Below are 24,526 nucleotides of genomic sequence, written 5' to 3' on the forward strand. Positions count from 1 at the left end.
GCCGCCCGGGCCGTGTCCATACTGGCGGTATGACGATCGAGGACAGCAGGTACGAGGCGGTGAGCAGCCGGGACGCCCGGTTCGACGGCGTCTTCTTCTTCGCCGTCTCCACCACCGGGATCTACTGCCGGCCCAGCTGCCCGGCGATCACCCCCAAGCGCCGGAACGTGACCTTCTACCGCACGGCCGCGGCCGCCCAGGGCGCGGGCTACCGAGCCTGCCGCCGCTGCCGGCCCGACGCGGTACCTGGCTCCGCCGAGTGGAACGCCCGCGCCGACGTCGTGGGCCGCGCGATGCGGCTGATCGGCGACGGAATCGTGGACCGCGAGGGTGTGGCGGGGCTCGCCGGCCGACTGGGCTACAGCGCCCGTCAGGTACAGCGGCAGCTCAACGCCGAGCTCGGCGCCGGCCCCATCGCGCTGGCCCGGGCCCAACGCGGCCACACCGCCCGCGTACTGCTCCAGACGACGACCCTCCAGGCCGCGGAGATCGCTTTTGCCGCTGGATTCGCCAGTGTCAGGCAATTCAACGACACCATGCGCGAGATCTACGCGGCGACGCCCAGCGAGATCCGCTCCGCCCGCCCCGGGCGCACCTCACGCTTCGGACCCGTCGCGGCGGCGAACGGCCGTGCCGGCGTACCCCTGCGGCTCGCCCACCGCGGTCCCTACGCCGCCGTCGAGGTCTTCGATCACCTCGCCTCCCGTGCTGTTCCCGGTATCGAGGAGATCGTCGGCGAACGCGGGTCCCGTACCTACCGGCGCACGCTGCGGCTGCCCGGCGGCGCCGGTGTGGCCGAAGTCGGTGAACAGCCGGGCGCGGGCGGCTGGCTGGAGTGCCGGCTGCATCTGACCGACCTTCGCGACCTGACGACGGCCACCCAGCGCGTGCGCCGCCTGTTCGACCTGGACGCGGACCCGTGCGCGGTGGCCGAACGCCTGGGAGCGGATCCGGCGCTCGCGCCCTTGGTCGCCGCGCGCCCCGGACTGCGCGCCCCCGGCGCGGCCGACCCGCACGAGCTCGCCGTACGCGCCGTGCTCGGCCACGGGGCGACGACCGCGGAGGGACGCCGACGCGGCCACGCGCTCGTCCTCGCACACGGACGTCCCCTGTGCGAACCGAGCGGCGGACTCACCCATCTCTTCCCGGACGCCGCCACCTTGGCGGACGCCGGTCTCGACGACCTCGACCTGCCCGACGCGCGGCGCGCCGCCCTGACCACCCTCACCACCGCCCTCGCCGAGGGCACGGTGACGCTCGACCCCGGCGCCGACCGGGACGAGGCCGAACGCCGACTGCTCGCCCTGCCGGGCATCGACCGATGGACGGCCGGCTACATCCGGATGCGCGCCCTGGGCGACCCCGACGTCCTCCTCACCGACGACCCGGCCGTCCGTGCGGGCATGCGCCGGACGGGCGCCCAGGCGTCCGACACCGAGGCGTGGCGGCCCTGGAGTTCCTACGCCATGCACCACTTCTGGAGCGCACCATGACCGTGCGGAGCACCGAAGCCCTCGCCACCGAAGCAGCCCACCCCACCGAAGCAGCCCTCCCGACGACGGACTGGACGGCACTCGCGGAGGAGATCGACGCGTACGGCTGCGCCCTGACGCCGCGCGTCCTCGATCCGGCCGAGTGCCGGGCGATCGCCGCCCTCTGGGACGAGCCCGAGCGGTTCCGGTCCACGGTCGACATGGCCCGCCACCGGTTCGGCTCCGGCACCTACCGCTACTTCGCCGACCCACTGCCGCGGACCGTCCGGGCGCTGCGCGCCGCGTTCTACCCGCGGCTGCTGCCGATCGCGCGCGCCTGGGCCGAGCGCCTGGGCCGGGCGGCACCCTGGCCCGACGAGCTGGACGACTGGCTGGCGATCTGCCACGAGGCCGGCCAGACGAAGTCCTCGCAGATTCTGCTGCGTTACGGGCCGGGCGACTGGAACGCCCTGCACCGTGACGTCTTCGGAGAAGCGGTCTTCCCGTTGCAGGTGGCCATCGGCCTCGACCGGCCCCGTACCGACTACACGGGAGGCGAGTTTCTCCTCGTCGAACAGCGGCCCCGGGCACAGTCCCGCGGCACGGCGACCCTGCTGGAGCAGGGCCGCGCTCTGATCTTCACCACCCGCGACCGCCCGGTCCGCTCCAGCCGCGGCTGGTCGGCGTCACCGGTACGGCACGGGGTGAGCGCGATCAGGTCGGGGGAGCGGCACACGCTGGGGCTCGTGTTCCACGACGCATCGTGACGAGTCTTCGCGTCACGCCGGACAGGCGGTTCAGGCGATCGACGCGGAGATGATCGCCGACACCGCCAGATTGCACGAGGCCGTCACCCACACCGCCGGATGCGGCTCCGGCTCCACGAGGGTCGCGCCCAGCTTGCCCGGCGTCACCAGGTCCACCACCAGAAACGCGACAGCCATCATCACCAGACCGAGGAGGCCGAACGCTGCCGTCGAGGCAAGGCCCTTGCCGAAGTGGTCGTAGGTCGTCCAGATCGAGGTGAACACGATGCCACCGATACCGAGGAGCGCGGAGCTCAGCAGCAGTGCGGCATTGCGGTTGCGGTCCTCCCATATCTGACGGCCGAGCTTGCCCGGCGTCAGCAGGTCGATCAGGACGATCCCGAGGATCAGGAGGACCACACCGAGTGCGCCGTAGGCGGTCGCGCGGCCAAGTCCGTTGACGATGTCGCTCATTGAGGGGCCGGTCTCCGTGTCGATGAGGTTGATGCCGGTCAAGGGCGCGCAAAATCTACCGCACGGCCCTCGGAGTGGATCAGGCGCCCGCCGCACCCGTATGGAGTAGCAGTACCGAGGGTGGGCGGCCGGGCGGGACGAGAGTGGTCACATGCGCCTCCGCGGCGGCATTCCACCCTTCGCGCCCCACCAGCACCGGGAGACACTCATGGCCCGCCTCAACCGACGTGACCTCGGACTGCTCGCGCTGCGCCTCGGCACCGGAACGGTGCTCGTGGCGCACGGATCGCAGAAGCTGTTCGGCTGGTTCGGCGGCGGGGGCATCGACGGCACGGCCAAGGGCATGGAGGCCATGGGCTACCACCCCGGCCGTCAGAGCGCGATCGCCGCCGGGCTGGGGGAGGCGGGCGGCGGCGTGCTGCTCGCGCTGGGCCTCGCCACGCCGGCCGCCGGAGCGGCGGCGGCGGGCGCGATGGCCGGCGCGGTGGCGGTCCACGCCCCCGCCGGGTTCTTCGCCCAGGAGGGCGGCTTCGAGTACCCGGCGTTCCTCGGCTTCACCGCGGCAACCGTGGGCCTCGCCGGCCCGGGCCGCTACTCCCTCGACCACGCCAGCGGACACCTCTTCGACCGTGGCTGGACGCTGGCGGCGGCGTTCGTGGGGAGCGCGGTGGGGGCGGCGGTGGTGGTGGGGAGGCGGGCGAAGGGGCGAGGGGCTGCGGAGTCCTAGGCGAGCCGCCTGCGCGGGCCGCCGCGGTCCCCGCCTCTGCTCCTCATCCCGCTCCCACGTGTCCGGCGCAACGGTTGGAGCCCGGCTCGCAGAACAGGCCGTAGCCGTTCTTGTTGACCGTCATGTCGATGGCGCTGTAGGGCTCACGGGTGATCCGGACGGTGGATCCTGCCGGATCGTTGGCGAGTGCTTCCTTCACGGTGCCGACGGCTTCGCCGGCTGTACGGCCCGGGCGCAGTGTCCCCGTGGCCCGGCCTCCCATCTCGGTGCCGTTGTCACACGGAGGGGCATGATCGGAGCACTGCACCAGCGTCGTATAGCGGTAGACGAAGGATCCGTTGGCGGCAATGGTGATGGTCGCGCCGGACCAGCTCCAGGCCCCCACGAACTGCGCCAACGGCCCGGTGCCGGCCGGCGTTGGCGGCCGTCGAGGTCCGGGCGCGATGTCCCCGATCCAGATGCGGGCATGCGCCGGATCGGAGGTTTCCCAGGCTTTGTTGGAGCCCAGGACCACGATCGTCGTCTTCAGCGTCGCCAGGGCGGCGAGCGACCGCAGCCGGTCGAAACCGTTGGTCCGGGTCGGCTGCTTGGCCCAGGTCGCCCCATCGGCGGAGAACCACATCGCGCCGGACGCCGAGTTGTCCGGTGCCCGGGCGGATCCGATCGCGACGAAGCCGCTTCCGGCCGCGGCGATGCCCAGCATCTCCTGTGCGCGACGCGAGACGACTCCGGCATCGGGCAGGCGCCCCACGTCCAGTGGCGTGCTGGTGTGCCACTCGCCGTTGTCGTTTCTGTACCACGTCCGAGGGTCGGTGATGTGCTCGACATCGTCTGCGGCCAGGCCACCCGTCAACACCATCGTGCTGCCGTTGCGTGCCATGTGGTCGAACTCGTTGCCGTCACCGGGCAGCGGCTCGGCCTTCCAACTCCGGCCGTCGGTGGACTTGAAGAGATGATCCGCGGGGACGAAGTCCTTGGTGGTGCAATCCGTCAGAAGGTAGAAGCCGTCGTCGGCGACAAGGGCCTCCGCGGAGGCCTCGTCGCCCTCGTGGCCGATGCAGGGGGTCTGCCAGAGCTTCTCCGGCGGGCCTGACTTCTTGGCCAGCCACACCCGAATGCTCGCTTGCTGCTCATCGGGTTTGCCTTGCCCCGGAGTCACCTTCGTGACCAGCAGGGTCCCGCGGTCCCCGGCCGCGATCGCCACGGGCAGCTCCACATCCGATGACTCCGGCAGAAGAACGGGCTTCTTCCAGGAGGACCCGTCGTTCTCCGTCGTCCAGAGCGCCGTACGGGCGATCGAGAATCCGTGACCGCCCAGGAGCCAGGTGGCCGATCCATGGGAGGCCAGCGACTGAACCGTGGCCGCGGTACTCATGTCCTTCGGGGTGCGGTCACGCCATTTTCGCCCGTCACGGCTGGTGAACACTTTCTGGGCCACGTCCAGGGACATGTTGGGCTGGTAGCCGCTGGCGGCGAAGAACCCGTGGGCGGAGGCGGACATGGACGACGGCTGGAAGTCGACGAAGTCCGACGGAAGGTCGGTCACAGGGACGTTCTGCCAGGTAGGGGCCTTCGAGGGCGCGGGGGGATCATCATCGGAACCGGACCCTGAGCACGCCGCCAGTACGCAGAGGGCGACCAGACAGATGCCGGCTCGGGAGGACCTGGCCGGTCGTGGGCTCACGAAGCGCATGGCTCTCCATCCGGTGCCGGCAGAAGGCGGGTGGTGGTGCTGTTGAGGCACAGCGGGATCGCACGGCGGACGGCGGTCGTCCGGAAGGGCCGTCCTTGGTCGTCGACGCGCAGGTGGCCCCGCTTCCCGTTCGAGGCCCACTGCAGCAGCAACGTGAAGGTCACATCGTGGTCGAGGGAGGTGGGCGTGAGGACGAAGTGCTCCGGATCGCTGCCGCTCACGGTGTACGGCCAGCCCGTGTCGGAGGCACTTCCCCCGTCTCCCTCGCGAGCGTCCGCCTTGACCACGCGTGGGGTTCGCTCGTCCAGGTTCACTGCGAGGTTGCGGTTGGGCGGATCGCCCTGACACACCGCGGGTACGCGCGTGCCCTGCAAGGGGTCCTTCTTCGAGACGACGTCGACCGTCAGCCCCAGAAGGGTCACGGTCCGACCTTCGACTCCTTGGACGGTGAAACCCACGCCGGTGTCGGACGCCGAGACGCCGTCCGCCGGCCGGGGGCCGGGCGCCAGTCCCGCCGTGCCGACCGAGCGGGGCACGACGACCGCGTCGCCGCACTCCCAGCCCGGGGCATCACTGACAAACGTCAGGGGCTCGGTCGCGCCCCGGGCCGAAGGATCCTTCGGCGGCGTCGCCTTGTCGTCGTCCCCTCCGGCGGGGAGGAACTGGACGGCGCCCCACACCCCACCGGTGAGCAGGAGGGCCAGAACGATCGCCACCGCAAGCGTCCTGCGACGTGACCTCTGCTGTGTGTCCGGAGGTGGTTCGGCCTCGGGCGCAGCGGGCGGGGCGGGTTCGACGCCGGCGAGGGGAGTGGTCACGGCCGTGGTCGGCTTGGCGTCCTGGCTCACGGTACGCGGGGGCGGTCTGAGGGACCTCTGCTGCCGTAGCCGCTCCAGGTAGTAATCCAACTCCCGCATTTCGGACGGGATGTTCCCGCGCTTCGAGGAATGAAGGAGCAGCTTCAGGACGTCCACGACCTTCTCCGTACGCGGCGCGTGCCCCTCCTTCAGCCAGCCTTCGATCGTGGTGGCGTTGACGCCCGTCCTTCTCTCCACGTCCTTGGGAGCAGGCGACCCTGCGTACCCGTACAACAGCCGGAACGCCTCGGTGAACGGCCCCGGGTTCCGCTCCTCTTGGGAACGCGCCACGCTCATCTCCCCACGTTCCCGTACGAGTCGGCCGACTCGGCCGACTCGGGACGACCAAATGTAGAGCCCTGACCAGTGCCTATGGTGCCGAACGCCCAAAATGGGCATCGCGGGGCAGATGGCGCTCGTGTTGACCTCCCCTTACGTCGCCTCGGCGGACTTCCCAACGCCGCCCGGGCCCGAGGATCAGGAGGACGTGATGAGTCCCTGTCTCACCGCCGGCGCAGGAGCCGTCGATACCTCTGTCGGAACGAGCGGGAGTGCAGTCCCCAGCTCCTGGCTGCTGGTGGCCGCGATGTTGGTTGCGGCTCTTGTGGCGCTGGTCGCCGCGATACTGCACCGGCATGACGGTGCCTCAGCGGTCAAAGCCGTCAAGCGTGGTGGTGTGGCATTCGTCTGCACAGTGCCGCTCGGTCTGAGCGTGCTGCTCGATCCCTTGTCCCTGCCGACAACTGTGGTGCTTCTCGGGGCGATGATCGCAGCCGTGATCAATGGAGCACTGGAGCACGCAGAGGGTGGGAGCGTCCCCGCTTGCTTGTGGCAGGCCGCGGTCGCCTTCACTTCCGTCACCGTGGTCGGCCTCGGCTGCCTCGCCGTCTACGGCCTGGGTCATGCCGCTTGAGAGGCCGGGCCGGCAGGTAGCGATACCCGTCTCAACTCCGAGAAGCCCCGGTGTGGTCCGGGGCTTCTTCGCGCGGTTGGTCAGCCGCCTCCGGTCACAGCGCGGTGGTGGCGGCCGCCTTGGCACAGCGGGTGGCGAGCTGGGCGAACGCGCTCGTGAGTTCGGGCGGGCCGACCACCTCGATGTCCGCGTCGAAGCGGCCGATGGCGGCGGCCAGACCGTTCCATGACCAGGAGCCGAGAAGGAGCCGGCAGCGGTCGGGGGCGAGTGCCTCGACGATTCCGTCCTGGGCGAAGGGGGCGACGGCGGTGGCAGGGACGTCGAGGATGACCTCGCCTCGGCACGGCCAATCGGTGCCGGTGCCGGTGCCGTCGCTGCCGCGGAAGCGGTCGGTGATGAAAGCGGAAACGGTGCCCCCGGGCAGTTGGCGCGGCACGAAGCGAGGGCCCGTGGGGGTGTGGGGGCGTATGCGGTCGACGCGGAAGGTCCGCCAGTCGTCGCGGTCCAGATCCCAGGCCGCGAGGTACCAGCGGCCGCGCCAGGTGACCAGATGGTGCGGTTGGACCCGGCGGGGTTCCTCGGCTGCGGTTGCCGGGCCCTGGGCGTAGTCGAAACGGAGTTCCACGTGTGCGTGGATGGCGGCGCTCAGGTCTACGAAAGTCTGAGGGTCGACCTGAGAGACGTCTCCGTCTCCGGGTGGGTGTACAGCGGTGACGGTCACCATGTCTGTGCGGTGCCGTAGTCGTGGTGGCATGACCTGCCGGATGGTGCTGAGGGCGCGTGCGGCGTCATCGGCGACGGCGTCCCCGGCGGCGACGGATTGCAGGGCGACCGCGAGAGCCACGGCTTGGCCGTCGTCGAACAGCAGCGGAGGCAGATGCGCGCCTGCGTCGAGACGGTATCCGCCGGAGGGTCCCTTGAAGGCGGTGATCGGATACCCGAGGTCGCGCAGGCGGTCGATGTCGCGGCGCACCGTGCGCGGAGTGATGTCGAGCCGGTCGGCGAGGTCCTCGCCGGACCAGGCGCGGCGCGTCTGAAGCAGCGAGAGCAGCGCGAGCAGTCGCGAGGAAGTTGTCTGCACCGACGTCATTGTGCCCGCAGTAGAGGACACATCCTGTCCGCTACCCATGGAACGGTGGCGACCGAGCCGCCGAGGGTGCGCCGCCCTGGTCAGGGCACCCCTTCCGTGGCTCGGTCAGTGCGTTACCGCGCACATCCGTCCGTCCGAAGGAGCAGCCATGTCCGTCATGACCACCACCCACCTGAACTTCCGGGGCGCCGCGCGTGAGGCGCTGGGGTTCTACCGGTCCGTCTTCGGTGGACGCGGCGTCACCGTCACGTACAAGGACGCCGGCAACGTCCAGGACGAGAACGAGGCGGACTGGGTGATGTGGGGTGAGGTGGTGGGGGAGAACGGCTTCCGCGTCATGGCCTACGACGTGCCCTCACAACTGCCCTGGAACCAGGGCGAGAACCCGTTCTTCGTCTCCGTGCGCGGTGACGACGCCGACGAGATCAGCGCCTTGTGGCAGAAGCTTGCGCAGGGTTCGACGGTGGTGCGGCCCCTGGATGCCGCGCCGTGGGCACCGCTGTACGGCATGCTCACCGACCGCTTCGGCGTGACCTGGGTCCTGGACGTCACCGCTTCGTACAACGCTCCGTACAACGGCTGATCCAGCCGGCTCGGCACACGGCAGCCGGGGCCGGCCACGTTCCCGTGGCCGGCCCTGGGACGGAACTGAGGGGAAGGGGGCCAGGTCACCGTACGCACACGACAGTTGAGGCTGTCCGGTCGGGTACGCGGTGGCCTGGGAACACCATGACGGTACTCGGCACACGTGCTCTCAACCGCGCGACACTCGCCCGTCAGTACCTGCTCGACCGTGCGGACACGTCCGTGTGCGATGCCGTGGCGCACCTGTGCGGAATGCAGGCGCAGGAGCCTCAGGAACCGTTCGTGGGACTGTGGTCCAGGCTGCGCGCTTTCGAGCCCGCGGAACTGGACGAAGCGCTGACGTGCGCCGATGTCGTCCGCACGCACCTGATGCGCCGCACGGTCCATCTCGTCACCGCCGAGGACGCACTGGCCTGGCGGGCCCGCCATGAACCGATGCTGCGCCAGCGGGTGTTGGCCACGTACCGGCACGAACTCGCGGGCATCGACCTGGACGAGGTCGCCGCGGCCGGCCGTGCGGTCATGGCCGACGAACGGCCCCGCACCATGGCCCAACTCGTCGAGGCACTCCACGACCGCTGGCCGGCCCCGCCGCGCCGGGCGCTCGGGGAACTGCTCGTGGCCGCCCTGATCCCGATGGCGCAGCTCCCGCCGCGCGGTCTGTGGCAGACGACCGCCGGTGTGCGCAATCTGCCGCTGGCCGCCTGGCTCGGCCGCGACGTCGACCCGCTCCCCTCCGACGAGAACGATCCGGTCGGGCAGCAATTGGTGCGACGCTATCTCGCCGCCTACGGGCCTGCTGCCTCCGCGGACCTGCGTGCCTGGTGCGGTCTCGCCGGACTTCCCGCTGCCGTCAGAGCCGTCCGGGAGGAGCTCGTCACCTTCCGCGACGAACGCGGCCGGGAGCTCCTCGACCTGCCCGATGCACCGCGCCCGCACCAGGACACTCCCGCCCCCGTTCGCTTCCTCCCGGCGTTCGACAACGCGATCCTCGGCTACCGCGACCGCAGCCGCATCATCGACGACGCCCACCTCGGCCTGTCCGTCGCGGGTCACCGCGTCGTCCTCGTCGACGGACGCGTCCGCGCCACCTGGACCGTGCGCGACGAGCACCTTCACATCACCCCGCTCCGGCCCCTCGCCGCCCCGGAGGGCGAGGCCGTCCGCGCCGAAGCCCATGCCCTGACCGCCTTCTTGGACGAGGACATCAGCAGCGTGTGCGTCGTCGACGTCGACGAATGAGCGTGGTGGCCGGCCGCGACCCGTGACCGGACTGCCGCAGCCGGCCCGAACGGACCACGCCTGCGCGCCCACACCGCCACCGCCGTAGGGAACCGCCCTGTCTACTCCGGCTCGCTCTTCGCTCCGTCCGTGAGGCGGTGAAGGAGGTCGTCCACGAGCCCGTCGGTGAAGGCCGGGCCGACAGGCTCCGCCGTCACCAGGACGCGGTGGTAGATCGGCCCCACGAGTCGGTCGATCTCCGCCGCCATGTCGAGGCCGTCGGGGAGTTGGCCACGTTGTACCGCGCGTTCCAGCGGGAGGCTGTCGCGTCGGCGCTGCTCGTCGAGGTATCCGGACCGGAGGACGGCCGCGAACGCGGGATCGTGCTGGGCGTACCCGATGAGGGCCCTGAAGACGGCGCCGGCGTCGGAACGGGTGAGGAACAGAGCCAGTTGGCGAAGGTGGGCGCGCAGGTCCGGCGCGAGGTCGCCGTGGTCCGGCGGTGTCAGGGCTTCGGCCGCGTCCTGGAGAAAGGCGTCCAGGAGGATGTCCGTCTTGGTCTTCCACCAGCGGTAGATGGTCTGTTTGGCGACGCCCGCCCGTGCGGCGATGCCCTCGATGGTGACGCCGGTGAAGCCCTTCTCGACCAGGAGGTCGTCGGCTGCCTCCAGCACCGCTTGGCGTGCCTGCTCGCTGCGGCCGTGTCTGTTCCCGTGGTGGCGCTCTGCCCGCTCGGGACCGGCCACCGCGGCGACCGTACTGCCTCGCTCCATGTCTGCCTCCTGACGCGAGGGTAGGCCAGAACCTCTAGATTCAACGCAACGGTGCGTCTAGTCTAGAGCGCATGACATCCACCAGCACCCTCCAGGACCCACGCGTCGCCTCCGCCCTCGATCGGATGTTCCGGCAGGCGGAGCAGGACGAGGCGATCAGCAGGAACATCCGGACGGCCTGGCCCGAAGGCTTCGCGCCGGCGGACCCGCAGGAACAGGCCGACGCCAAGGCGGAGGTGTACATGCCGATCTCCGCCCGGGGCGGCCGGCTCCTCTACAACCTGATCCGGGCCGTCCGCCCCGCCACGGTCGTCGAGTTCGGCACGTCCTTCGGTATCTCCACGCTCCATCTCGCCGCCGCGGTACGCGACAACGGGACAGGGCGGGTGATCAGTACGGAACTGAGCGCGGCCAAAGCCGCTGCCGCCCGCCGGACCTTCGCCGAGACGGGCCTGGACGACCTGATCACCGTTCTCGAAGGAGATGCCCGCGACACCCTCGCCGGCCTCGACGCCTCAGCGGACTTCGTCCTCCTCGACGGCTGGAAGGACCTGTGCCTGCCCGTCCTGCGACTCCTCGAACCGCGTCTGGCGCCGGGCACGCTCGTGGTGGCCGACGATGTCGACCTGGAGGACCTGGCGCCGTACCTCGACTACGTCCGCGACTCCCGGAACGGCTACGAGAGCGTCACGTTCCCTGTGGAGGACGGGATGGAGATCAGCTGCCGTCTCTGAACGCGGATGCGGGGCCCGCGGCAGGCGGCAGCGGGATGCCGCTCGAAGCGCGGGCCTCCGCCGCACCGGCCCCCTCGGCTTCGATCGGCATGCGTGCGGCGAGATCCCGGGGAACCCTGCCCTGACGCGCGACCGGCGGGTAAAGTGTGCGCACAGCCCTTGACCTGCAAGAACGCAGGCAGGGAGCCTACTTGCAGGAGCACTCCATGCTGCGCACCATGTTCAAGTCCAAGATCCACCGTGCCACCGTGACCCAGGCCGATCTGCACTACGTCGGATCCGTCACCGTCGACCGCGATCTCATGGATGCCGCCGACCTCCTTCCCGGCGAGCTCGTCCACATCGTCGACATCACCAACGGCGCCCGTCTCGAGACCTATGTCATCGAGGGTGAACGGGGCTCCGGCGTCATCGGGATCAACGGGGCCGCCGCCCATCTCGTCCACCCCGGCGATCTCGTCATCCTGATCAGCTACGCCCAGGTCGACGACGCCGAGGCGCGTGCGCTCGTGCCCGCCGTCGTGCATGTGGACGCGCACAACCACATCGTCGAGCTCGGATCGGACGCCGCCGCGCCCGTGCCCGGCAGCGGCACCGAGCGCAGTCCCCACGCCGTAGCATGATCGCCCGTCAGACAACAGACCCATAAGACAGCTGATCCGAGCGAGGGAGCCGCCGCCATGTCCGAGCCCGACATCCGCGACAACCGGTCGAAGGGCCTCCTCGAGGCCTATGAGGACGGCCAGGTCACCGGGCACATCGCCTACTTCACCCTGGACGCGGAGCCGCCGGCCCTCGTCGCGGTGCACACCATCGTCGAGCCGGAGCACGAGGGCAAGGGCATCGCGAGCGCCCTGGTGCGTGAACTGTTCCGGATCGCCGAGCGGGAGGGCGTGCCCGTCGTGACGCTCTGCCCGTACGCCGCCCGCTGGGTGCAGAAGCACCCCGACGAGGGCCCCACGCCCCCGTCCGAACTGGTCGTGGCCGCCGAGGACCAGCTGAAGGCGAACCCCGACCTCTGGTGAGCGACAACATGCTGGCCCTGCTCCACACCTCCCCGGTCCACGTGCCGGTCTTCGACTCCCTGCGGGACGCCGACCACCCCGGCGTCCCGCTGCGCCACTACGTACGGGAAGAGCTGCTGTCCCGTGCGGTGGCGCAGGGCCCCGACGCTGTCGGAGCCGACGTCGCCGCCGTGCTCGGGGAGGCCGTGGCCGGCGGGGCGCGGGCCGTACTGTGCACCTGCTCCACGATCGGAGCAGTGGCCGAGAGGCAAGCGGTACGGACCGGCGTACCCGTGCTGCGGGTCGACCGGCCGATGGCCGCCGCGGCGGCGGCGCACGAGCGGATCGTGGTGGTCGCCGCCCTGCACAGCACCCTGGAGCCCACCGCCTCCCTCATCCGTGAGGAGGCCGCCGGGCGCCGTGTCGACCTGCGGACGGTCCTGGCCGGCGAGGCCTGGGAGCACTTCCTCGCGGGTGATCGGGAGCGCTATCTCGACCGGGTGGCCGCCGAGGTCGACGCCGTGCGGGACGCCGATGTCGTCGTGCTGGCCCAGGCGTCGATGGCGGACGCCGCCGCCCGTACGACAACGGCCCTTCCCGTCCTGTCCAGCCCTCGGCCTGGTCTGCGGGCGGCCGTCGAGGCGGCGAACTCCCGATCTTGACGCGTGTGGACCCGGCGCGCGTGGGCAGGCGGAGCACGAGACATTGGGAAGGCACGACTCCGAACCCTGGAGGTCAGGCATGACCCAGCCGCCCGTACCGCCGTCACCCGTCCCCTCGCCGGGACCGCCCGGCCCGACACCGGGCCCCCTGCCCGGTCCCGTGCCGGTGCCGTCGCCCCCGCCGGGGCCGGCGCCCGACCCGATTCCGAGGCCGCCGGGCCCCGACCCGGACCCGTCGCCGGAGCCCGAACCCGCGCCCGGACCTGCGTGAGAATCGGGCAAGCATGCGCCCGGCCCGGCGTAAGAAGCCGTGGAAGACCAGGCGTGACAGACAGGGAACCCGCACCGGGCCCGGCCGAAAGGCACGGGCCCGGTGGGCTGAGCAGTGGCTGTTGCGCCGGCCGTCAGTCGGTACCGACCTCGGAGCGGTCGCCACCCCAGAGGGTGTGGAACGAGCCCTCCCGGTCCACACGCCGGTAGGTGTGCGCACCGAAGAAGTCCCGCTGCGCCTGGGTGAGCGCGGCAGGCAGCCGGTCGGCCCGCAGCGCGTCGTAGTACGCGAGAGCCGCCGAGAAGCCGGGCGTGGGCACGCCCTGGTGCGCCGCCGTCGCGACCACGTCGCGCCAGTCGTCCTGCGCGGAGCCGATCTCCGAGGCGAACTCCTTGTCCGACAGCAGGCTCGGCAGGTCCCGCTGGGTGTCGTAGGCGGCACGGATCCGGTCCAGGAACGCGGCCCGGATGATGCAGCCCGCCCGCCAGATCGCCGCGACGGAGCCGAGGTCGATGTTCCAGTCGTAGGCCTCACTGCCCGCCTGGATCTGGTGGAAGCCCTGCGTGTACGACACGATCTTGGACGCGTAGAGGGCCTGCTCCACCTGGTCGGCGAAGCGCGAGGCCTCCTCGTCGCTCAGCGGACGGGGCGTCGGGCCGGGCAGCCCGCGCGAGGCGGCGCGCAGATCCGCGTGCCCCGACAGCGACCGGGCGAAGACCGCCTCGGCGATACCCGAGACCGGCACACCGAGGTCCAGCGCGATCTGCACGGTCCAGCGGCCCGTGCCCTTCTGCTCGGCCTGGTCGGTGACGACGTCGACGAACGGCTTGCCGGTGTCGGCGTCCGTGTGGGCCAGTACCTCCGCCGTGATCTCGATCAGATACGAGTCCAGCCGGCCCGTGTTCCAGGTCCGGAAGGTCTCGGCGATCTGCGCGGGGGAGTAGCCCGCGACCGAGCGGAGCAGGTGGTACGCCTCGGCGATCAGCTGCATGTCGGCGTACTCGATGCCGTTGTGCACCATCTTCACGAAGTGACCGGCGCCGTCCGGGCCCATGTGGGCCACCGTCGGGGTGCCGTCGGGCGCCTTCGCCGCGATCTTCTCCAGCATCGGGCCCAGCGTCGCGTACGACTCGGCCGAGCCGCCCGGCATGATGCTCGGCCCGTGCAGCGCGCCCTCCTCGCCACCGGAGATACCGGTACCGACGAAGTGGATGCCGCGCTCCCGCAGGTCCTTCTCCCGGCGCCGGGTGTCAGCGAAGTGGGCGTTGCCGCCGTCGATGATGACGTCGCCCTCCTCCAGCAGCGGCGCGAACTCCTCGATCACCGCGTCCGTGGGGTCACCGGCCTTGACCATGATGACCAGGCGGCGCGGCCGCTCCAGCGCCGCGACGAACTCCTCCGCCGACTCGGCGGGGACGAACGTGCCCTCGTCGCCGAACTCCTCCACCAGCGCCCGTGTCTTCGCCGCGGTGCGGTTGTGCACGGCGACGGTGAAGCCGTTGCGCGCGAAGTTACGGGCGAGATTGCGCCCCATCACCGCGAGCCCGGTGACACCGATCTGGGCTGTACCACTCATACGTGTGCTCCTGGAAGTCCGTCGGAGAATCCATGTCCGCGCCTACGCATACGTACGGGCGGACCCAGCCATTCATCGATTTTCCAGCCCTCCGGAGCTCACCGCATTCCGGGTCCCGAAGGGGTGTGCGGCTCCAGTCTCCGCCCTCGGGCGCCGTTCGGACTCGGCAGGGGGGCCAAGCGGGCACGGCCGGGGCCCGCGATCCCCGTGCCCGGCCCCGCGACCAGCGCGGATGGCGTCGGGGAAACGGGCGCATACGGGCACACCGGATTCGGCGAAGAGCCTGGTCGAGCGGCCGGGACTGCTTGTACAAACGACGCATGGGCCCGAACGGACTTCAGGCCCGGCGCGAACAGTGCACGGAGCGGAAACAGGGAAGTGTGTCGTGGACACCGAGGAACGCCGACGGGGAATTCTCGACACGGCCCGACGGGACGGGTCGGTCGACGTCACCGCTCTCGCGGGTCTCTTCCGGGTGGCCAAGGAGACCATCAGGCGCGACCTGCACGCCCTGGAGGAGCACGGCCTCGTGCGGCGCACCCACGGCGGGGCGTACCCCGTCGAGTCCGCCGGATTCGAGACCACCCTCGCCGTGCGCACCACCCGTCATGTGCCGCAGAAGTCACGGATCGCGGCCGCGGCCGCCGATCTGCTGGGTGACGCGGAAACCGTCTTCGTCGACGAGGGCTTCACCCCGCAGCTCGTCGCGGAGGCACTGCCGAGGGACCGGCCGCTGACCGTGGTCACCGCATCCCTCGCGGTCGCGACCGTCCTCGCGGACGCCGAGAAGATCGCCGTACTCCTCCTCGGCGGCCGGGTGCGCGGCGGCACCATGGCCACCGTCGACCACTGGGCCACCCGGATGCTCGCCGACTTCGTCATCGATCTGGCGTACGTCGGCGCGAACGGGATCTCCCGCGAGTACGGACTGACCACCCCCGACCCGGCCGTCAGCGAGGTCAAGGCGCAGGCCATGCGCAGCTCACGACGGCGGGTGTTCACCGGAATCCACACCAAGTTCGGCGCGGTGAGCTTCTGCCGCTTCGCCGACGTCGGCGACTTCGAGGCCATCGTCACCGACGCCGCCCTGCCCTCCGCCGAGGCCCAGCGCTACTCACTCCTCGGCCCCCAGGTCGTCCGCGTCTGAGGAGACCCCCTCCTCCGGCCTCCCCCAGTCCCCACACATGTCGCGTCCAGCCCCCGTCACCGGCCGGGGGACGGGCCGGCCATGCCCCGAACCACCGATCACCGAGCCGCTACGACTGATCAGGAGAACTCATGCCCCACCACCGACGACGACGGGGAATCCGCGTACGTGCGGGCGCGGGCACGGCAGCGATGGCACTCCTCGCGGCAGGCTGCGCCGGAGCGGGCGGCACCTCCTTCGGGGGCGGCGACGCGCTCAACGTCCTGATGGTGAACAACCCGCAGATGGTCGAGCTGCAGAAGCTCACCAAGAAGCACTTCACCGAGGAGACCGGCATCAAGGTCAACTTCACGGTGCTCCCGGAGAACGACGTCCGCGACAAGATCAGCCAGGACTTCTCCAACCAGGCGGGTCAGTACGACATCGCCACCATCAGCAACTTCGAGGTGCCCTTCTTCGCGAAGAACGGCTGGCTGCACCCCCTCGACGCGTACGCCCGGGCCGACACCGCGTTCGACCAGCAGGACATCCTCGAGCCGCTGCGGGACTCCCTGACCGCCGAGGACGGCAAGCTGTACGCCGAACCTTTCTACGGCGAGTCGTCCTTCCTCATGTACCGCAAGGACGTCTTCGCGAAGAAGGGCCTGACGATGCCCCCGAAACCCACCTGGCAGCAGGTCGCCGACCTCGCCGCGAAGGCGGACGGGGCCGAACGCGGCATGAAGGGCATCTGCCTGCGCGGCCTGCCCGGCTGGGGCGAGGTCATCGCCCCGCTGACCACCGTGGTCAACACGATGGGCGGCACCTGGTTCACCGAGGACTGGGAACCGAAGCTCACCTCACCGGAGTTCAAGAAGGCCACCGAGTTCTATGTGAACCTGGTCCGCGATCACGGGGAGCTGGGCGCACCGCAGTCCGGCTACGCCGAGTGCCTCAACAACATGACGCAGGGCAAGACGGCGATGTGGTACGACGCCACCGCCGGCGCCGGATCGCTGGAGGCGTCGGGCTCCCCGGTGAAGGGGAAGATCGGCTACGTACCGGCCCCGGTCGAGCGCACCAAGAGCTCCGGCTGGCTCTACACCTGGGCCTGGGGCATGCAGAAGGCCTCCAAGAAGTCCGACGACGCCTGGGAGTTCATCTCCTGGGCCTCCGGCAAGAAGTACGAGGCCCTCGTCGGCGGGACGAGCGGCTGGGCGAACGTGCCCGCGGGCAAACGGGCGTCCACCTACGCCAACCCCGACTACCGCAAGGAAGCCGGTGCGTTCGCGGACGTCACCGAGCAGGCCATCTCCAGTGCCGACCCGAAGAACCCCGGCACCCAGCCCCGGCCGACCGCCGGGATCCAGTTCGTCGGCGTACCCGAGTTCACCGATCTCGGCACCAAGGTCGCCCAGGAGATCAGTGCCGCCATCGCCGGCCGCCAGTCCGTGGACAAGGCCCTCTCCGCCTCCCAGAAGCTGGCCGAGAAGGTCGCCGAGGAGTACCGATGACCACATCGATCAGCCGGCCGGCACTGTCGCGCCGACCCGCCGTGGCGCGAACCGGAAAGAGCGGCCGGGCCCGCGCCTGGGCCACCCGCGCCCCGCTGCTGCCCGCCCTCGTCTTCCTGATCGCCGTCACCCAACTGCCGTTCGTGGCAACCCTGGTGATCTCGCTCTTCGACTGGAACTCGCTCAGCCCGGACAAGCGCCACTTCACGGGCCTGTCCAACTACGCCTCCGTCGTCACCGACCCGGCGCTGCGGGACTCCGTCATCACCACCGTGGTGCTGACGGTGGCCGTCGTCCTCGTCACCGTGGTCCTCGGCCTGCTCTTCGCCCTCCTCCTGGACCGCTCCTTCTTCGGCCGTGGCATGGTGCGCACACTGCTCATCACGCCCTTCCTGATCGTGCCGATCTCCGCCGCCCTGCTGTGGAAGCACGCGCTCTACAACCCGGAGTACGGGCTGCTGAACGGAGCGCTCACCTGGGTCGGCGACCTGTTCGGGATCGAGAGCATGTCGCAGCCGGACTGGATCTCGGGCATGCCGCTCCTCGCCGTCGAGGCGGCGCTGGTGTGGCAGTGGACCCCGTTCATGATGCTGATCCTGCTCGCGGGGCTGCAGAGCCGGCCCGCCGAGATGATGGAGGCCGCGCGGCTGGACGGCGCGAGCAGCTGGCAGACCTTCCGCTATCTGACGCTGCCGCATCTGCGTCGCTACCTCGAACTGGGCGTCCTGCTCGGCTCCGTGTACATCGTGCAGAACTTCGACGCGGTGTTCACCATCACCTCCGGCGGACTGGGCACCGCCAACCTCCCCTACACGATCTACGAGACCTTCTACCGAGCCCACGAGTACGGGCTGGCGTCCGCCGCGGGAGTCGTCGTGGTGATCGGCACCATGATCATCGCGACCTTCGCTCTCCGGGTGGTCTCCTCCCTCTTCCGCGAGGAGGCGAACCGCGCATGAGCGCTGCCACCACCACTGAGCCCGCGGCCACCGGCCGTACACCCCAACTGCCGCCCGCGGCGCGCAAAGCCAGACGGCGTTCCGCGGCCCTCGGAGTCGTCGCCTGGATCGTCGGACTCGCCTTCTGCCTGCCCGCCCTGTGGATGGTGCTGACCTCGCTGCACTCCGAGGCCGACGCCGCCACCAACCCGCCGTCGCTCGCCGCCTCGCTGACGCTGGACGGCTACCGCCAGTTCTTCGGCGGCGGAGGCGGCCCGACCCCCTGGCCGCCCCTGATCAACTCCCTGTCCGCGTCACTGTTCTCGACCGTCCTGGTGCTCGTCCTCGCGCTGCCGGCCGCGTACGCCCTGTCCATCCGGCGGGTCCGCAAGTGGACCGACGTGATGTTCTTCTTCCTCTCCACGAAGATGCTGCCCGTCGTCGCCGGACTGCTGCCCGTCTATCTGTTCGCGAAGAACGCCGGGATGCTGGACAACATCTGGCTCCTCGTCATCCTCTACACCTCGATGAATCTGCCGATCGCGGTGTGGATGATGCAGTCCTTCCTCGCCGACGTGCCGGTCTCCATCATCGAGGCCGCCCAGGTGGACGGCGCCCGGCTGCCCACCGTGCTGGCCCGGGTCGTTGCGCCTGTCGCCGGGCCCGGGATCGCGGCCACCGCCCTGATCTGCTTCATCTTCAGCTGGAACGAGCTGTTGTTCGCACGGGTGCTCACCGGGGTCGTCGCCCAGACGGCACCCGTGTACCTGACCGGATTCGTCACCAGCCAGGGCCTCTTCCTCGCCCAGCTGTGCGCCGCCTCCGTCATCGTGTCCCTGCCGGTGCTCGCCGCCGGCTACGCCGCCCAGGACAAGCTCGTCCAGGGCCTCTCGCTTGGAGCAGTCAAATGAGGGCAGCGATCGTCGAAGCCCCCGGCAAGGTCTCGGTCACGACGGTTCCCGACCCCACCCCCGGGCCCCGCGAGGTCGTCGTCGACGTCGCCTCCTGCGGGCTGTGCGGCACCGATCTGCACATCCTCCAGGGCGAGTTCGCACCGACGCTGCCGATCGTGCCCGGCCACGAGTTCGCCGGTGAGGTCGTCGGCATCGGCGCCGATGTCACCGAACTGGCCGTCGGGGACAAGGTCGCCGTCGATCCGTCGCTGCACTGCCACGAGTGCCGCTACTGCCGGTCGGGCCGCGGCAATCTGTGCGACCGGTGGGCCGCCATCGGGGTCACCGTCCCCGGCGGCGCGGCCGAGTACGCCGTCGCGCCGGTGGCCAACTGCGTACGCCTGCCCGACCACATCGACGTCCACGACGCGGCCCTCATCGAGCCGCTGTCCTGCGCCGTGCGCGGGTACGACGTACTCAACAGCACGCTCGCCGCCGAGGTGCTGATCTACGGCTCCGGCACCATGGGCCTGATGATGCTGGAGCTGGCCAAGCGCACCGGTGCGGCCTGTGTCGACGTCCTCGACGTCAACCCCGAACGCCTCGCCACCGCGAGCCTGCTCGGCTGCTCGCGGGCGGCATCCGGCGCCGACGCGCTGGACCGGCCGGGCGGCTGGGACGTCGTCATCGACGCCACGGGCAACGCCGGAGCCATCCAGGACGGCCTCGGCCGTGTCGCCAAGGGAGGTACCTTCCTCCAGTTCGGGGTCGCCGACTACGCGACGACCGCGGTCATCGAGCCCTACCGGATCTACAACCAGGAGATCACCATCACCGGTTCGATGGCGGTGCTCCACAGCTACGAACGGGCCGCCGCCCTCTTCGCGGCCGGCGTGCTCGACCCGTCGGTCTTCATCAGCGACCGGCTGCCCCTGGAGCAGTACCCCCAGGCCATCGAACGCTTCCAGGCCGGCATCGGTCGCAAGATCGTGGTGGAGCCGTGACCGGCGGGTCCGATGCGGTCCTGGTCGTCGGCGAGGCGCTGATCGACCTCGTCCCGGTCCCCGGTGAGCCCGGCGTCCTGCGTGCCCAACCGGGGGGCGCGCCCGCCAATGTGGCGGTCGGCCTCGCCCGGCTCGGCCGGCGGGCCTTCTTCGCCGGAGGCCTCGGCAACGACGGCTTCGGACGGACCGTCGAGCAGTGGCTGACCGGCGCGGGCGTCGACCTCGGGCTCAGCGCGAGGGCGGACCTTCCGACGGCGCTCGCGGTCGCCGACCCTGGCAGCAGCGGCAACGCCTACCACTTCCACCTCGAGGACACGGCGACCTTCCGGCTGCCGCAGCCGGCCGAGGCGGCGGGCCGGTTCGGCGCCGTGTACGTGGGCGGTCTCGCGGCGGTCGTCGAACCCGCGGCCCGGGCGGTTGCCGCCACCGCGCAGGAGGCGGCACGGCACTCCCTGCTGGTGGTCGACCCCAATGTGCGCGAGGACCGGACCGTCGACGCCGTCCGCGGTCTTCGGCGGCTGCGGGACCTGTGCGCTCTCGCCCATGTCGTGAAGGCCAGCGACGAGGATCTGGTGCGGCTCTGGCCGGACACCGACCCGGACCGGAGCTGTCGCCGGCTGGCGGACGAGGGACGGCTGGTGGTGGTGACCCGCGGCGCGCAAGGCGCGACCGCGTATGTGCCCGGCGCGGAACCCGTCTCCGTCCCCGCGGTTCCCGTCGAGGTGGTCAACACCATCGGCGCGGGCGACGCGTTCATGACCGGGATCCTGACCTGGCTGGGCACCGAGCGGAGCTGGGACCGGGCGCTCGCGCCGTCGTCCGCCAGGGTGATGCTGGAGTTCGCCTCCCAGGTCGCCGCCTCCGTCTGCGCCAGGACGGGGACCGAGCCCACGGCCCCGGCCGCTGTGTGAGGCCCGACCGGAGGAGACCGAAAGGCCGAGAGGGCGGGCCCCGCCGGACCAGGTCCGGCGGGGCCCGCCATCGGGCTCAGGCCGCCCGGCGGGCCCTGCGGGACGCGGCACGGACGATGTCCGCGTACCGGTACCCGCTGCCCTTGATGGTCCGCTTCTGCGTCGTGTAGTCGACATGCACCAGGCCGAAGCGCTTGTCGTAGCCGTACGCCCACTCGAAGTTGTCCAGCAGCGACCAGGCGAAGTAGCCCGCCACGGACGCGCCACGGCGAGCCGCCCGACCGCACGCCGCGAGGTGCTCCTCCAGATAGCGCACCCGCTCGGGGTCGTCGACGCTCCCGTCCGCGCGGACGACGTCGGGATACGCCGAGCCGTTCTCGGTGACGAAGACGCGCTGTGCGCCGTACTCCTGCGACAGCCGCACGAGCAGCTGCTCCAGACCGTCGGCGTGCACCTCCCAGTCCATGGCGGTGTGCCGGGCGCCGGGCGTGTAGATCTGCTTGGCGTACGGGACCGGGCCGCTGAGGTCGGCGGTGACGATCTGGCGGAAGTAGTAGTTGAGCCCCAGCCAGTCGAGCGGAGCCGCGATGGTCTCCAGGTCGCCGGCCTTCTCGGGGAGTTCGACCCCGTACAGATCCAGCATGTCCTGCGGGTACCCGCGGCCGTGGATCGGGTCGAGCCACCAGCGGTTGGTGTGACCGTCCGCCCGCACGGCCGCGGCCCGGTCCTCGGGGCGTTCGCTCGCGGGCTCGATGGGGGAGAGGTTGTTGACGATGCCGACGCGTGCGTCGGACGAGGCCGCGCGGATCGCCTGCACGGCGAGCCCGTGCCCGAGGTGCAGGTGGTACGAGGCGCGTACCGCGGCCGTCAGATCGGTGAGACCGGGCGCCATCTTGCCTTCCAGATGGCCGATCCACGACGAGCACAGCGGCTCGTTCAGCGTCGCCCAGTCCTTGACGCGGTCGCCGAGCCGTTCGGCCACGACCGACGCGTACGCGGCGAAGTGCTCGGCGGTCTCGCGGGCCGGCCAGCCGCCGCGGTCCTGCATCGCCTGCGGCAGATCCCAGTGGTACAGCGTGGCGAAGGGGGTGATGCCCGCCTCCAGCAGACCGTCGACGAGACGGTCGTAGAAGGCGAGGCCCGCCGGGTTCACCGGACCGTCACCGCCGGGGACGATGCGCGGCCAGGCGATCGAGAACCGGTAGGCCCCCACGCCGAGTTGGCGCATCAGAGAGATGTCCTCGGGCCAGCGGTGGTAGTGGTCGCAGGCCACGTCGCCGGTGTCGCCGTTGTCCACCGCGCCCGGGGTGTGCGAGAACGTGTCCCAGATGGAGGGCGAGCGGCCGTCCTCGGCCACGGCACCCTCGATCTGGTAGGCGGCGGTGGCGACGCCCCAGGTGAAATCGGGCGGAAGGGCGTTGAGGTCGTTCACGGACTGCCTTTCGCTTGAGGTCACTTGACTGCGCCGGCGGTGAGGCCGGCGACGAGGTAGCGCTGGAGGAGCAGGAACCCGGCGACGACGGGCACGCTGACGACCAGCGACGCGGCCATGACCTGGTTCCAGTACACGTCGTTCTCGGTGGCGTAGCCGCGCAGACCGACGGAGAGCGTGCGTGTGGTGTCGTTCGTCATCACGGAGGCGAAGAGGACTTCGCCCCAGGCCGTCATAAACGCGTAGACCGACACGGCGACGATGCCGGGGACGGCGGCGGGCACGACGACCCGGAAGAGCGCCCCGAGGGCGCCGCAGCCGTCCACCATCGCGGCCTCGTCCAGGTCGCGCGGGATGGAGTCGAAGTAGCCGATCAGCATCCAGATCGAGAAGGGGAGCGAGAACGTCAGATAGGTGAGGATCAGTCCGCCGCGCGAGCCGTACAGGGCGATGCCCGTGCTGTTGCCGATGTTCACGAAGATCAGGAACAGCGGGAGGAGGAACAGGATCCCCGGGAACATCTGCGTGGACAGCACGGTGACGGTGAAGATCCGCTTGCCGCGGAACCGGTAGCGGCTCACCGCGTAGGCGGCGAACACCGCGATTACCACGGACAGCACCGTCGCCGACACCGCCACGATCAGCGAGTTGACGAAGTAGTGGGCGAGGGGAACGGTGTTCCAGATGTCGATGTAGGGCCGGATGGTCAGCCCGGACGGTATCCAGCGGAACTGGCCCGAGACGTCCTGGAGCGGTTTCAGCGAACTGCTGAGCATCACATAGACGGGCAGCAGGGCGAAGACCGTCAGCAGCGTCAGCACGACCCGGCGGGTCCAGAGGAAGGACTGCGGCGGTGCGATCGGGGAACGCGGCGGCTTAGGCATCGGCGCTCTTCCTTGTGCGGGAGGCTCCTCGCGGAGTGCGGGAGGTGAGCAGCAGATGGACGGCCGTGACCACCAGCAGGAAGAGCAGCAGCAGGACGGACATCGCCGAACCCTGGCCGAAGTTCCAGGTGACGAAGGACGACTGGTAGATGTGCACCGAGATCAGGTCGGCCGCCTCCGGGGCCGCCCGTCCGAAGAGCACGTAGGGCGTGTTGAAGTCGTTGAACGTCCACAGGAACAGCACCAGGACGAGCACCTGGTTGACCGGCCGCAGCGACGGCAGGGTGATCTTGCGGATCTGCTGCCAGACGCCGGCGCCGTCGATCGCGGCGGCCTCGTAGAGCTCGCGCGGGATGTTCTGGAGCCCCGCCATCACGATCAGGAACGCGAACGGCCACGACTTCCAGACCGCGACGACGACCACGGCGAAGAACGCGTTGTCGCCGATCAGCCAGAAGGACGGCTGATCGGTCAGCCCCAGCTGGTCGTGCAGGACGTGATTGATCATGCCGTTGTCCCGCTGGAACATGAACGCCCAGGTGATGACGGCCGCGTACACCGGCAGGGCGTACGGCGTGAGGAAGACGGCCCGCAGCAGTCCCCGGCCGCGGAAGTTCTCCTGCATCATGATCGCCGCGGCGACGCCGAAGAGCCAGGACAGGCCGACGGCGAGGACGGTGAACGCACAGGTGACGAGGAACGAGTTGAGCAGGTCCTCACCGATCGGCGCGCTGAAGTCGACGGCGATCCGGTAGTTGTCGAAGGCCGTCCACGGGGCTTCGCCCCAGTTGCGGATGTAGAACTGCGTGAGCTGACGGAAGCTCATCACGATCCCGATCACCATCGGGATCAGGTGGATGAGGAGTTCGAGCAGGACTGCGGGCAGCAGGAGGAGATAGGGCAGACCGCCGTGGCGGATCCGGTCGGGGATGCGCGGCATCCTGCGCCGCGCATCCCCCTTCCCCACCTGCTCACCGCTGTCCGCCGGGCCGGTGCGGCCGGGAGTGACGGTGGTGGTCATCGGGT

General features: G+C 70.4%; 25 protein-coding genes. 16 read left to right on the plus strand and 9 right to left on the minus strand.

Annotated elements, in window-relative coordinates:
* Positions 1-29: 29 nt before the first annotated feature.
* Both ACQPWZ_RS31390 and ACQPWZ_RS31395 read left to right on the plus strand, forming a co-directional pair.
* Positions 30-1,493: an AlkA N-terminal domain-containing protein gene (locus ACQPWZ_RS31390; RefSeq protein ID WP_433573035.1), complete on the plus strand. Its 1,464-nt coding sequence runs from the start codon at positions 30-32 to the stop codon at positions 1,491-1,493.
* Positions 1,490-2,239, plus strand: coding sequence for a 2OG-Fe(II) oxygenase (locus ACQPWZ_RS31395; protein ID WP_433573036.1), 750 nt, complete (start codon positions 1,490-1,492; stop codon positions 2,237-2,239). Before ACQPWZ_RS31390 ends, ACQPWZ_RS31395 begins: the two co-directional genes overlap by 4 nt.
* A gap of 30 nt (positions 2,240-2,269) precedes the next feature.
* Here the strand turns inward: ACQPWZ_RS31395 and ACQPWZ_RS31400 are convergent, their stop codons facing one another.
* Complete coding sequence (locus ACQPWZ_RS31400) at positions 2,270-2,692, minus strand: DUF350 domain-containing protein (RefSeq protein WP_313948788.1); 423 nt, start codon at positions 2,690-2,692, stop codon at positions 2,270-2,272.
* Positions 2,693-2,900: 208 nt separating this feature from the next.
* Here ACQPWZ_RS31400 and ACQPWZ_RS31405 point away from each other — a divergent pair, with 208 nt between their 5' ends.
* Positions 2,901-3,419 (plus strand): DoxX family protein, encoded by a 519-nt coding sequence (locus tag ACQPWZ_RS31405; RefSeq protein WP_340476641.1) that lies wholly within the window; start codon positions 2,901-2,903, stop codon positions 3,417-3,419.
* A gap of 43 nt (positions 3,420-3,462) precedes the next feature.
* Here the strand turns inward: ACQPWZ_RS31405 and ACQPWZ_RS31410 are convergent, their stop codons facing one another.
* Entirely contained in the window at positions 3,463-4,965 is a 1,503-nt protein-coding gene (locus ACQPWZ_RS31410; RefSeq protein ID WP_433573037.1) for a hypothetical protein, read from the minus strand.
* 134 nt (positions 4,966-5,099) lie between these two features.
* The gene (locus ACQPWZ_RS31415) at positions 5,100-6,260 is read right to left on the minus strand and encodes a hypothetical protein (RefSeq protein WP_433573038.1); all 1,161 of its coding nucleotides are present in this window, start codon (positions 6,258-6,260) and stop codon (positions 5,100-5,102) included.
* Positions 6,261-6,360: 100 nt separating this feature from the next.
* On the opposite strand from ACQPWZ_RS31415, the gene ACQPWZ_RS31420 reads away from it, so the two are divergent.
* Positions 6,361-6,882, plus strand: coding sequence for a hypothetical protein (locus ACQPWZ_RS31420; RefSeq protein ID WP_433573039.1), 522 nt, complete (start codon positions 6,361-6,363; stop codon positions 6,880-6,882).
* Positions 6,883-6,976: 94 nt separating this feature from the next.
* On the opposite strand, the gene ACQPWZ_RS31425 is transcribed toward ACQPWZ_RS31420, so the two are convergent.
* Complete coding sequence (locus ACQPWZ_RS31425) at positions 6,977-7,963, minus strand: helix-turn-helix transcriptional regulator (protein ID WP_433573040.1); 987 nt, start codon at positions 7,961-7,963, stop codon at positions 6,977-6,979.
* Positions 7,964-8,120: 157 nt separating this feature from the next.
* Here ACQPWZ_RS31425 and ACQPWZ_RS31430 point away from each other — a divergent pair, with 157 nt between their 5' ends.
* Together ACQPWZ_RS31430 and ACQPWZ_RS31435 are read left to right on the plus strand one after the other, a co-directional pair.
* Positions 8,121-8,555 (plus strand): VOC family protein, encoded by a 435-nt coding sequence (locus ACQPWZ_RS31430; protein WP_433573041.1) that lies wholly within the window; start codon positions 8,121-8,123, stop codon positions 8,553-8,555.
* A gap of 146 nt (positions 8,556-8,701) precedes the next feature.
* A complete protein-coding gene (locus ACQPWZ_RS31435; RefSeq protein WP_433573042.1) occupies positions 8,702-9,799 on the plus strand; it encodes a winged helix DNA-binding domain-containing protein in 1,098 nt (365 codons plus the stop codon).
* 101 nt (positions 9,800-9,900) lie between these two features.
* Here ACQPWZ_RS31435 and ACQPWZ_RS31440 read toward each other — a convergent pair whose 3' ends face one another.
* Positions 9,901-10,551 carry a TetR/AcrR family transcriptional regulator gene (locus ACQPWZ_RS31440; protein ID WP_433573043.1) on the minus strand — a complete coding sequence of 217 codons (651 nt, stop codon included), beginning with the start codon at positions 10,549-10,551 and terminating at the stop codon, positions 9,901-9,903.
* A 71-nt stretch (positions 10,552-10,622) separates the two neighbouring features.
* On the opposite strand from ACQPWZ_RS31440, the gene ACQPWZ_RS31445 reads away from it, so the two are divergent.
* From ACQPWZ_RS31445 to ACQPWZ_RS31460, 4 genes are all read left to right on the plus strand, one after another.
* Complete coding sequence (locus ACQPWZ_RS31445; RefSeq protein ID WP_340476649.1) at positions 10,623-11,285, plus strand: O-methyltransferase; 663 nt, start codon at positions 10,623-10,625, stop codon at positions 11,283-11,285.
* Positions 11,286-11,491: 206 nt separating this feature from the next.
* Complete coding sequence (panD, locus tag ACQPWZ_RS31450; protein WP_356705629.1) at positions 11,492-11,908, plus strand: aspartate 1-decarboxylase; 417 nt, start codon at positions 11,492-11,494, stop codon at positions 11,906-11,908.
* A gap of 57 nt (positions 11,909-11,965) precedes the next feature.
* The gene (locus ACQPWZ_RS31455) at positions 11,966-12,310 is read left to right on the plus strand and encodes a GNAT family N-acetyltransferase (protein ID WP_356705630.1); all 345 of its coding nucleotides are present in this window, start codon (positions 11,966-11,968) and stop codon (positions 12,308-12,310) included.
* A gap of 8 nt (positions 12,311-12,318) precedes the next feature.
* Positions 12,319-12,951 (plus strand): aspartate/glutamate racemase family protein, encoded by a 633-nt coding sequence (locus ACQPWZ_RS31460; protein WP_356705677.1) that lies wholly within the window; start codon positions 12,319-12,321, stop codon positions 12,949-12,951.
* Between the two features lie 404 nt (positions 12,952-13,355).
* On the opposite strand, the gene gndA is transcribed toward ACQPWZ_RS31460, so the two are convergent.
* A complete protein-coding gene (gene gndA, locus ACQPWZ_RS31465) occupies positions 13,356-14,798 on the minus strand; it encodes an NADP-dependent phosphogluconate dehydrogenase (RefSeq protein ID WP_383240079.1) in 1,443 nt (480 codons plus the stop codon).
* Positions 14,799-15,183: 385 nt separating this feature from the next.
* Here gndA and ACQPWZ_RS31470 point away from each other — a divergent pair, with 385 nt between their 5' ends.
* From ACQPWZ_RS31470 to ACQPWZ_RS31495, 6 genes are all read left to right on the plus strand, one after another.
* A complete protein-coding gene (locus ACQPWZ_RS31470; protein ID WP_340476653.1) occupies positions 15,184-15,945 on the plus strand; it encodes a DeoR/GlpR family DNA-binding transcription regulator in 762 nt (253 codons plus the stop codon).
* A 131-nt stretch (positions 15,946-16,076) separates the two neighbouring features.
* On the plus strand, positions 16,077-17,438 hold the full coding sequence (locus ACQPWZ_RS31475) for an ABC transporter substrate-binding protein (RefSeq protein WP_405574378.1): 1,362 nt from the start codon (positions 16,077-16,079) through the stop codon (positions 17,436-17,438).
* Entirely contained in the window at positions 17,435-18,397 is a 963-nt protein-coding gene (locus ACQPWZ_RS31480; protein WP_433573044.1) for a carbohydrate ABC transporter permease, read from the plus strand. The genes ACQPWZ_RS31475 and ACQPWZ_RS31480 overlap by 4 nt, the downstream gene beginning before the upstream one ends.
* Complete coding sequence (locus ACQPWZ_RS31485) at positions 18,394-19,287, plus strand: carbohydrate ABC transporter permease (RefSeq protein WP_327678040.1); 894 nt, start codon at positions 18,394-18,396, stop codon at positions 19,285-19,287. Before ACQPWZ_RS31480 ends, ACQPWZ_RS31485 begins: the two co-directional genes overlap by 4 nt.
* Positions 19,284-20,273: a zinc-dependent alcohol dehydrogenase family protein gene (locus ACQPWZ_RS31490; RefSeq protein WP_433573045.1), complete on the plus strand. Its 990-nt coding sequence runs from the start codon at positions 19,284-19,286 to the stop codon at positions 20,271-20,273. The genes ACQPWZ_RS31485 and ACQPWZ_RS31490 overlap by 4 nt, the downstream gene beginning before the upstream one ends.
* On the plus strand, positions 20,270-21,184 hold the full coding sequence (locus ACQPWZ_RS31495; protein WP_405574388.1) for a carbohydrate kinase family protein: 915 nt from the start codon (positions 20,270-20,272) through the stop codon (positions 21,182-21,184). The genes ACQPWZ_RS31490 and ACQPWZ_RS31495 overlap by 4 nt, the downstream gene beginning before the upstream one ends.
* A 76-nt stretch (positions 21,185-21,260) precedes the next feature.
* Here the strand turns inward: ACQPWZ_RS31495 and ACQPWZ_RS31500 are convergent, their stop codons facing one another.
* The 3 genes from ACQPWZ_RS31500 to ACQPWZ_RS31510 are packed head-to-tail and all read right to left on the minus strand — an operon-like array spanning position 21,261 to position 24,521.
* The gene (locus ACQPWZ_RS31500) at positions 21,261-22,616 is read right to left on the minus strand and encodes a GH1 family beta-glucosidase (RefSeq protein ID WP_433573046.1); all 1,356 of its coding nucleotides are present in this window, start codon (positions 22,614-22,616) and stop codon (positions 21,261-21,263) included.
* Between the two features lie 20 nt (positions 22,617-22,636).
* Positions 22,637-23,500, minus strand: coding sequence for a carbohydrate ABC transporter permease (locus ACQPWZ_RS31505; protein ID WP_313942800.1), 864 nt, complete (start codon positions 23,498-23,500; stop codon positions 22,637-22,639).
* Positions 23,493-24,521, minus strand: a complete 1,029-nt coding sequence (locus ACQPWZ_RS31510; RefSeq protein ID WP_433573047.1) for a carbohydrate ABC transporter permease — start codon at positions 24,519-24,521, stop codon at positions 23,493-23,495. The genes ACQPWZ_RS31505 and ACQPWZ_RS31510 overlap by 8 nt, the downstream gene beginning before the upstream one ends.
* Positions 24,522-24,526 lie beyond the last annotated feature (5 nt).

Origin of the sequence: Streptomyces sp. CA-251247 (genome assembly GCF_050952975.1) — a bacterium.
GTDB lineage: Bacteria > Actinomycetota > Actinomycetes > Streptomycetales > Streptomycetaceae > Streptomyces > Streptomyces achmelvichensis.

Coding starts and splice junctions, on each gene's coding strand:
- ACQPWZ_RS31390 (WP_433573035.1), top strand. CDS start 30: ATGACGATCGAGGACAGCAGGTACGAGGCGGTGAGCAGCCGGGACGCC.
- ACQPWZ_RS31395 (WP_433573036.1), top strand. CDS start 1,490: ATGACCGTGCGGAGCACCGAAGCCCTCGCCACCGAAGCAGCCCACCCC.
- ACQPWZ_RS31400 (WP_313948788.1), bottom strand. CDS start 2,692: ATGAGCGACATCGTCAACGGACTTGGCCGCGCGACCGCCTACGGCGCA.
- ACQPWZ_RS31405 (WP_340476641.1), top strand. CDS start 2,901: ATGGCCCGCCTCAACCGACGTGACCTCGGACTGCTCGCGCTGCGCCTC.
- ACQPWZ_RS31420 (WP_433573039.1), top strand. CDS start 6,361: ATGGGCATCGCGGGGCAGATGGCGCTCGTGTTGACCTCCCCTTACGTC.
- ACQPWZ_RS31430 (WP_433573041.1), top strand. CDS start 8,121: ATGTCCGTCATGACCACCACCCACCTGAACTTCCGGGGCGCCGCGCGT.
- ACQPWZ_RS31435 (WP_433573042.1), top strand. CDS start 8,702: ATGACGGTACTCGGCACACGTGCTCTCAACCGCGCGACACTCGCCCGT.
- ACQPWZ_RS31440 (WP_433573043.1), bottom strand. CDS start 10,551: ATGGAGCGAGGCAGTACGGTCGCCGCGGTGGCCGGTCCCGAGCGGGCA.
- ACQPWZ_RS31445 (WP_340476649.1), top strand. CDS start 10,623: ATGACATCCACCAGCACCCTCCAGGACCCACGCGTCGCCTCCGCCCTC.
- panD (WP_356705629.1), top strand. CDS start 11,492: ATGCTGCGCACCATGTTCAAGTCCAAGATCCACCGTGCCACCGTGACC.
- ACQPWZ_RS31455 (WP_356705630.1), top strand. CDS start 11,966: ATGTCCGAGCCCGACATCCGCGACAACCGGTCGAAGGGCCTCCTCGAG.
- ACQPWZ_RS31460 (WP_356705677.1), top strand. CDS start 12,319: ATGCTGGCCCTGCTCCACACCTCCCCGGTCCACGTGCCGGTCTTCGAC.
- gndA (WP_383240079.1), bottom strand. CDS start 14,798: ATGAGTGGTACAGCCCAGATCGGTGTCACCGGGCTCGCGGTGATGGGG.
- ACQPWZ_RS31475 (WP_405574378.1), top strand. CDS start 16,077: ATGCCCCACCACCGACGACGACGGGGAATCCGCGTACGTGCGGGCGCG.
- ACQPWZ_RS31480 (WP_433573044.1), top strand. CDS start 17,435: ATGACCACATCGATCAGCCGGCCGGCACTGTCGCGCCGACCCGCCGTG.
- ACQPWZ_RS31485 (WP_327678040.1), top strand. CDS start 18,394: ATGAGCGCTGCCACCACCACTGAGCCCGCGGCCACCGGCCGTACACCC.
- ACQPWZ_RS31490 (WP_433573045.1), top strand. CDS start 19,284: ATGAGGGCAGCGATCGTCGAAGCCCCCGGCAAGGTCTCGGTCACGACG.
- ACQPWZ_RS31505 (WP_313942800.1), bottom strand. CDS start 23,500: ATGCCTAAGCCGCCGCGTTCCCCGATCGCACCGCCGCAGTCCTTCCTC.
- ACQPWZ_RS31510 (WP_433573047.1), bottom strand. CDS start 24,521: ATGACCACCACCGTCACTCCCGGCCGCACCGGCCCGGCGGACAGCGGT.